Source organism: Amycolatopsis sp. NPDC003676 (assembly GCF_053587275.1).
In genome coordinates this window covers 1-8,188 of record NZ_JBSFNS010000199.1, presented here as the reverse complement: position 1 = coordinate 8,188, position 8,188 = coordinate 1, and the positions used below count along the sequence as shown (strand labels likewise).

Genomic DNA, 8,188 nt, shown 5'->3' with positions numbered 1-8,188 from the left:
CACCAGCAGCCGCAGCCCGTGCTCGTCGAGACGCTCGCCGAGAACGGGACCGGGCGGCATGCCGCGCATCCCGGCGGCGAAGCACCGCAGCGCGCTCTCGCGAACCTCGGCGGTGAGCCGGTCCGCGGTGTCGCGGTCCAGCTCCAGCGCGGATAGCCGGTCGATCGCCTCGGTCAGGTCCTCGATGCTCGGCAGCGCGTCCCCGACCGGCAGGATTCCGGCGCGCACGCGGATTCCGGCGATCCGCGCCGCCTCGTCGTGCCGCGAGTACTCCGGGACCTGGTCCAGCAGGTCCACCGCCGCCGTGCGCTCGTCCAGTTGCAGATGCCCGCGAGCCAGCCCGAAAACGGCGTTGACCTGCAGATGGTCCCGCACCCACAGCGCGTCGTAGTAGCGCGCAGCTCGCTTCGGCCCGCCGCAGTGCTCCGCGCACAGGCCGAGCGCGAGCTTCGGCGTCTCCTCGCCCGGGATGTCGCGGTGCACGCGTTCGAACCAGGTCTGCGCGGTCTCCACGGCTCCGGCGGCGAGCGCGACCAACCCGCGATGCCAAGCGATCCGCCAGTCGTGTTTGGCCCGGGCGCCGAGCAGCTTTTCGGCGGCGTCCACGCGTTGGCCGGCCTGCTCAGCACCGGTTGAGTCCACTTCGGACAGTTCGAGCCAGGCCCGGCAGCGGCGCAGCTCCACCTCGACGGTCGAGTCCGCGCGTTCGAGTTTCTTCAGCAGCCGCGCGGGATCCGGCGCGCGGACGGTGCGCAGGAAGGTGATCGCTGGGTCGTGCGGATCCTCGTGCGGCACCGGCAATCCGAGCGCGATGTCGAACGGTTCGGGCAGCGCGCCGAGCGGGCCTGCGCTGCGTCGAGCACGGCGTACCCACTCCCCGACCGGTCTCGGCTGGCCGAGCCCGGCGTCCAGCAGCACCGCCGCTTCGGTGAACAGCGTGGAGATCGACGGGCGCGATTGGCGGTCGCGCAGCGAAAGGATCTCGTGCAGTACCCCGTCGAGCTGCACGAGCATTTCGCCAGTGGTGGCGAAGCGGTGCTCGTACGGGCCGGTCGCGCGATCGAGCACCTGCGTGAAGGATTCGACGCCGAGCGCGATCCGTTTGTCGGCCGGATGCGGCCAGCCGTCACTGCAGCGGAACAGGTCGCGCAGCGTCGCGCCGACGGTGTGGATGTCCGAGCGCACGGTGAGCCCGTGCTCGTCGAGTTCGGTCGCGCCGATCTGGAACCGCGGGTTGCCGACGATCGGGCTGGTCTGGTCGCCGATCTTGCGGATCGCGCCGAAATCGATCAGCTTGACCCGTTTCTCGCCGTGGATCACGTTCTGCGGGCTGAGATCGCAGTACAGCAGCCCCTGTTCGTGCAGGTAGCCGAGCGCGGTGAGGATCTCCCGGCCGTAGGCCACGACGTGCTCGACGAGCAGCCTGCCCTCGGGTCCGTCGAGCATCGCGCGGCCGCGCCGCATCACCTCGGCCAGCGGGAGGCCGTCGACGAACTCCATGACGATGTAGCGCGCGTCCGGTCCGCCGTGCGGGTCCGGATGCGTGGCGACGTCGTGGATCCGGACGATGTTCGGATGGTCGAGCGAGGTCAGCACCTGGCTCTCGGTCTCGGCGATCCGCACCGCGGCCTCGTCGCCGGTGTTGAGCAGGCCCTTCAACGCGACGTACTGCTTCAGCCGCAGATCGGTGCCGAGGTACACATAGCCGAGCCCGCCGCGGGCGATGCAGCCGTGGACCTGGTAGCGGCCGTCCATCACGTCGTCCGGAAACAGCTTGGGAGAGAAGGAAAACGGCGTGCCGCATTGCGAGCAGAAGCCTTCGGTGCGCGCGGGACGGCCGCCGGTCGAGCGGCCGACCGGCGCGCCGCAGCCGCGTTTGCCGCAATGCCGTTCGTCCTCGGCGACGTGCGGATCGGCGAGGACTCGCCCGGCGATGTCCGGCAGGACGACCACGGGGAGCGGGATGTAGTCGTCGCCGGTGCCGTGACCGGCGGTCTGCTGCTCTCGCGTGACGACCGTGTCGGCGATGCGGCTCGCGCCAGGAGCGGGGATGACGAGCGTCGCGTCGGCTTTCGGGGCCGGTTTCTTCGGCTCGGATCCCGGTGCCCAGCCGCATTTCGCGCAGAACCCGGCGCGGCTGATCGTGCCGGAACAGTTCGGGCGCGCGCAGGCCGTCATCGATTCCCCTTGCGCACCGCGGCACCGAACTCCTCGACAGCCGCCGCGGCCGCCTCCGGATCGCACGCGCCCTCGTACAGCAACTGCCAAGCGTTGGCATACAACGAATCCAGCAGCGGATCCTCGACCCGGCCTGCTGCGCGGGCACGCTCTCCGTAGCCGTCGAGCCGAAACCGCAACTCGGTGCGGCGCTCATGCGCGGTGTCGAGCCGATCACGGGCGCTTTTCGCCGCAGTCAGATCGGCAGCCACCACGCTGGCGACTTTCTCGACGTATCGCTCCGCCCATGCGACATCCCCGAGATCCGCAGCTTCCTGCAACCGGATCACCGCACCACGACGGCGACGCACTCGCGGCGGCGGAATATCGTGCACCGCGAACCGCGGAGCCAGCTCGGCGATGTGCTCCTCGATCGCGGCGAGCTCGTTGATCTGCTTGTCCAGCGCGGAAATCCGGCGAGCCAGTCCGTCCGGCCGCGCCCCGTTCCGGCGCGACCGCAGCTCCGTCAGCCCCGGCGACGACTCCCGGCGGAACCCGAGCGCGAGCCGGATCCCCAGCCGTGCGGCCCGGTCCGCGAGCGGCGCGATCACCTCGCCGATCAGCTGCTCCGGCTCGGCCGCGTCGTCGATCGCGTTCACCACGACGGTGCGGCCGATGCCGGAATGCGTCGAGCCGTTGTCCAAGGTGAGGTCGAGCCGCTCGGCGAGCCGCTGCCGTACCTGATCGGAGGTTTTGCCCGCCGCATCGACGGCGAGATCGACACTTCCCGCTGGCGGCAAGGTTTCCTTGGCCAGGGTGTCGCGCAGTTCGTTCGCCGCAGCGGAACGCTCGCGGTCGGCAAGCACCACCGCGAGATCAAGCGCAGCGGCTTTCGCGGACCCGACCTCGCCGGTCACGACGATCCACACGCCGTGTCCCTCGCCGAACCAGCCCACGACCTCGCGCGCGAACTGCGGATCGTAAGGCACCCGGTCGAGTTCGCGGCCGAAGGTCTGGTCGACGGCCGGACTCCCCTGCCCCCACCGGTCCGCGCCGAGGTAGCCGAGAATGGTCTCGACCGGGATCATCCACGCGACCCGCTCGCCCTCGGCCTTGTACCGCGACACCACCATGCCGACCACGCGGCCGGTCTCCTCGTCGAGCACGGCGGTTCCGCTGAACCCGCCGGTGATCGGCTGGTCGTCGTTCTTGCGGGCGAGCTGCACCCATTCGCAGCCGGGCCCGCCTTCGCCGGCGAGTTCGCCGAACGTCCACAGCCCTTCGTCCGCGCCCGCCGGAAACCCGTAGGCGCGCACGGCTTGGCCGTCCGACAACGGCATCCGGTACAACGGCGCGCCCCATGCTCCCGGCACCCGTTCGGCCAACCGCAGCACCGCGATGTCGCCGCGCTCGTCCCGCCCCGGCGGCACCCAAGCCCCCGGCACCACGCGGCCGATGCCGACCGGAGTGCCGGGCAGCCCGACGAAATCGACCAGGACGTCCGCGTCCGGCCCGCCCGCCCGCTCGACGACGTGCGCGCAGGTGAGCACATGGTCCTCGTCGAGCATGGTGCCTGCCCCGCGGATCCCGCCCGTGCGGTCGCGCAGGCGAACCCGCCAGCGTCGACGCTCGGCCTGGTACCCCACGGGTGGACCCTACGCCGGGCCCGTTGCGGGCCGGGCGGCGTTCGCGGAAAGTAGCCCACGCTGGAGCAGCAACCTCACCCGTTCAGCGGCGTCGCGGCACTTCTCGTGGGTGACACCGGTTTCTCCGGGGTCGCTCCGTGTTGGCGGCTGGACAGAAACCCTTTTGGCGCGGGCGGGGCTGACTCTCGGCTACCGGACCGGGGGCGGGCTGTCGGGTTTCCGCGCCAGGCGCGAAGCGGATCGCCGGGACCTGCAGCCGGTTTGAGTCGGGGTGCTGATTCATGCTCGCTTGGCCGGTTTTTTCGCCGATTTCGTTGCGGCGGATGTTGTTTGCGTGGGGGTGCGCCGGGATTCGGGTTCAGCCGCGCCGCCGATTCGGGCTCGTCCGAGCGGAGACCGCGCAGATGCCGTTGCCCGCTCTGATGAACTGCAACGACAAGACCGGATTCGATCCGCCACACCGCTGCCCGCGTTTTTGCCCGAACGGGCGCAGCACCGATGCCGTTGCGGTCGCCGCCCCGCGACCGCATTCCGTCGCCGCGCCGCCGACTCGGGAACTCCCGCACCGCCGATACCGTTCCCAGCCCCGCGACCGCCCAGCCGCATTCCGCCGCCACGCGAGCCCCCGCGCCGCCGACTCCGTCCCCAGCCCCGCGACCGCCCGACCGGATTCCGTCGCCGCGCCGCCGACTCGCGAACTCCCGCACCGCCGATACCGTCCCCAGCCCCGCGACCGCCCGACCGGATTCCGTCGCCGCGCCGCCGACTCGGGAGCTCCCGCACCGCCGATTCCGTCTCCGGCCGCGAGATCCACCCGCCTGCTGCCCGGGGCCGGTCGTCGGCCCCGGGCGTGCTCCTCCGCTCAGCGGGTCAGTGCGCGGCCTCGTTCCACGACCGCCCGTACCCGACCGAAACCTCCAGCGGCACCGCCAGTTCCGCGGCCGAGCCCATGCCCTCACGGACCAGCTTTTCGACGTCCGAGCGCTCGCCGTCGGCGATTTCCAGGACCAGTTCGTCGTGGACCTGCAGCAGCACGCGGCTGCGCGAGCCCGCTTCGGCGAGGGCGCGGTGCACGTTCAGCATCGCCACCTTGATGATGTCCGCGGCGCTGCCCTGGATCGGGGCGTTCAGCGCCATCCGCTCGGCCATCTCGCGGCGCTGGCGGTTGTCGCTGTTCAGGTCCGGCAGGTAGCGACGGCGTCCGAAGATCGTCTCGGTGTACCCGCGCTTCGCGGCCTCGCCGACGACCGACTGCAGGTAGTCGCGCACCCCGCCGAACCGCGAGAAGTACGCCTCCATCTGCTCTTTCGCGTCTTCCGTCGAGATCTTCAGCTGCTGCGACAAGCCGTACGCCGACAAGCCGTACGCCAATCCGTACGACATCGCCTTGACGCGGTAGCGCTGTTCCGGCGTGATTTCCGCGGCAGGCACGGAAAACGCGCGCGACGCGACGAACGTGTGCAGGTCCTCGCCGCTGTTGAAGGCTTCGATGAGGCCCTCGTCCTTCGACAGGTGCGCCATGATCCGCATTTCGATCTGGCTGTAGTCCGCGGTCATCAGCTCGGCGTAGCCGTCGCCGACCACGAACGCGTCGCGGATGCGCCTGCCTTCCTCGGTGCGCACCGGGATGTTCTGCAGGTTCGGCTCGACCGACGAAAGCCGTCCGGTGGCCGCGATCGTCTGCTGCAGCGTGGTGTGGATGCGCCCGTCGTCGGCGACCGATTTGATCAGCCCCTCGACCGTGGTGCGCAGCCGCGTCGCGTCGCGGTGTTCCAGCATGTGCTGCAGGAACGGGTGCTCGGTCTTCTCGAACAGCGACTGCAGCGCGTCCGCGTCGGTGGTGTAGCCGGTCTTGGTGCGCTTGGTCTTCGGCATGCCCAGCTCGTCGAACAGCACCACCTGCAGCTGCTTCGGCGAACCGAGGTTGATCTGCTTGCCGATCACCTCGTACGCGGAGTCCGCGGCCTGCGTCACGCGGCTGAGGTAGTGCGCCTCCAGCTCGGTGAGCTGGTCGACGTCGACCGCGATGCCCGCCGCTTCGAGTTCGGTGATCACTTCCAGCAGCGGCAGTTCCAGCTCGGCCAGCAGCTTCGCGCCGCCCAGTTCCTCCAGCTCGGTGGTCAGCGCGCCGGCCAGCTCGAAGATCGCGCGCGCTTTCACCAGTTCGGCGGAAATTTCCTTCTGCTCCAGCTCGTCCGCGCCGCCGTCGAGCAGCGACAGCTGACCGTCGCCGTCGCCTGCTTCCGAGCGCAGCTCACGGTGCAGGTAGCGCAGGGCCAGGTCGTCGAGTCCGAACGTGCGCTGGCCCGGGCGCGCGAGGTACGCGGCGAGCGCGGTGTCCATGGTGAGCCCGGCGAACGTCCAACCGCGGGCGCGCACCGCGTGCAGCGGCACCTTCAGGTCGTGGCCGATCTTGCGGACCTTCGGGTCCGCGAGCCACGCCGACAGCGCCCGGTCGTCCGCCTCGTCCATCGCGGTGACGTCGACGTACGCACCCTCGCCGTCAGCCGTCGCGAAGGCGACCGCCTTGAGGTCGGAGCGGACGGAAGCGCCGGTCGCCCGGAACGACAGCGCCACGGGCTCGGCCGCACCGGCGTGCGCTTCGAGCCACGCGCCGAGCGCGCCCGGCGCGAGCGCGGAGCCGGACACCTCGAAGCCCTCGTCGGCCTCCGGTTCGGCGCTGCTCAGGGTCTCGAAAAGCCGGTCGCGCAGCACGCGGAACTCCAGCTCGTCGAACAGCCGGTGCACCGCCTCGCGGTCCCAGGGCCGCAGCTCCAGCTGGTCCGGCACGGACTCCAGCGGCACGTCGCGGACCAGCTCGGTGAGCTGCCGGTTGAGCTGGACCGACGACAGGTGCTCGCGCAGCGCGTTGCCGACCTTGCCCTTGACCTCGTCGACCCGGTCGATCAGGTCGGCCAGCGACCCGAACTGCCGGATCCACTTGGCCGCGGTCTTCTCCCCCACGCCGGGGATGCCGGGCAGATTGTCCGACGGGTCGCCGCGCAGCGCCGCGAAGTCCGGGTACTGGGTCGGGGTGAGGCCGTATTTTTCCTCGACCGCGTCCGGCGTGAACCGCACGAGGTCGGAGACGCCCCGCTTGGGGTACAAAACGGTCACCCGATCGGTGACCAGCTGCAACGCGTCGCGGTCGCCGGTACAGATCAGGACGTCGTAGTCTTCGCCGGCTTGCGTGGTGAGCGTGGCGATGACGTCGTCGGCCTCGTAGTTCTCCTTCGTGAGCGACGGGATGCCGAGTACCTCGAGCACCTCCTTCACCAGGTCGACCTGCCCGCGGAACTCGTCCGGCGTGGCGCTGCGGTTGGCCTTGTAGTCGGCGTACGTCTCCGACCGGAAGGTCTTGCGCGAGAGGTCGAAGGCCACCGCGAGGTGCGTCGGCTTCTCGTCGCGCAGCAGGTTGATGAGCATCGAGGTGAAGCCGAAGACCGCGTTGGTGACCTGCCCGGTCTTCGTGCGGAAATTCTCCGCGGGCAGGGCGAAGAAGGCGCGATAGGCCATCGAATGGCCGTCGATCAGCAGCAGCCGGGGGCGGTCTTTCGCGGCGGCGGCGCCTGTGGCGTTGGCAACGGTTCGGTTCTCGGTCGGGCTCACGGGGGCGAGTCTAGGGTGAGGGTCTGACACTCTTGCGTGTCGCATAGGTTGAGGAGCAGAGAGTGACCGAGCAGACGGCGGAAATCACGCCGGGCCAGTTCGCGGGCATGGACCCCGCGGCAGCGGGCCAGCAGCTGAACGACAAGATCGGGCTGAAGCTCGTGGAGATGACGCCCGAGCGGGTCGTCGGCACGATCCCCGTCGAAGGCAACCTCCAGCCCTACGGCCTCCTCCACGGCGGCGCGAACGCCACCGTCGCCGAAGCCCTGGGTTCGGTGCTGGCCGCACTGAACGCAGGCCCCGAACGCGCCGCGATGGGCCTTGAGCTGTCCTGCACTCACCACCGCGCCGTTCGGTCGGGCACTGTCACCGGCGTCGCAACCCCGCTGCATGTCGGACGGGGAACGATCACGTCGGAGATCGTGCTGACGGATGACGAGGGCCGCCGCACCTGCACCGCAAGGCTCACCTGCGTAGTGCGAGACCGCCCACCAGGCGCCTGATCTCTCGAAGAACCGCCGTGAGGGGAACCCTGAGGGAACCTGATTCCCTCAGGGTTCCCCTCACGTACGTCCGAAGGACGTGAGCCCACCAGCTCAACCGCAGCCAGTGCACCCGCCCAACCAGGCAGCCACACTCCCCCGCCCCCGATACGAAGCCAAAATGCGGTCTGAGGGTGGTTGTCAAGGCCCGCGCCCCGCAGGGACCTGAAATCTTCCTGAGAACACAGGGAAACGCCGGGAATGTTCGGTAGCTGCCCGGGGTTGCCTCAGGTA

4 protein-coding genes are annotated in these 8,188 nt (G+C 70.1%); 1 reads left to right on the top strand and 3 read right to left on the bottom strand.

Features of this window, described 5'->3' with window-relative positions:
- The 3 genes from ACWDNU_RS44265 to polA all read right to left on the bottom strand — a co-directional run.
- The coding region (locus ACWDNU_RS44265) for a tetratricopeptide repeat protein (protein WP_449673248.1) at positions 1-2,178 on the bottom strand (2,178 nt) is incomplete at its 3' end.
- Positions 2,175-3,803: a S1 family peptidase gene (locus tag ACWDNU_RS44260; protein ID WP_449673247.1), complete on the bottom strand. Its 1,629-nt coding sequence runs from the start codon at positions 3,801-3,803 to the stop codon at positions 2,175-2,177. The genes ACWDNU_RS44265 and ACWDNU_RS44260, both read right to left, overlap by 4 nt.
- An 870-nt stretch (positions 3,804-4,673) precedes the next feature.
- The gene (gene polA, locus ACWDNU_RS44255) at positions 4,674-7,412 is read right to left on the bottom strand and encodes a DNA polymerase I (RefSeq protein WP_370936247.1); all 2,739 of its coding nucleotides are present in this window, start codon (positions 7,410-7,412) and stop codon (positions 4,674-4,676) included.
- A gap of 107 nt (positions 7,413-7,519) precedes the next feature.
- Here polA and ACWDNU_RS44250 point away from each other — a divergent pair, with 107 nt between their 5' ends.
- On the top strand, positions 7,520-7,915 hold the full coding sequence (locus tag ACWDNU_RS44250; protein ID WP_370940728.1) for a PaaI family thioesterase: 396 nt from the start codon (positions 7,520-7,522) through the stop codon (positions 7,913-7,915).
- Positions 7,916-8,188 lie beyond the last annotated feature (273 nt).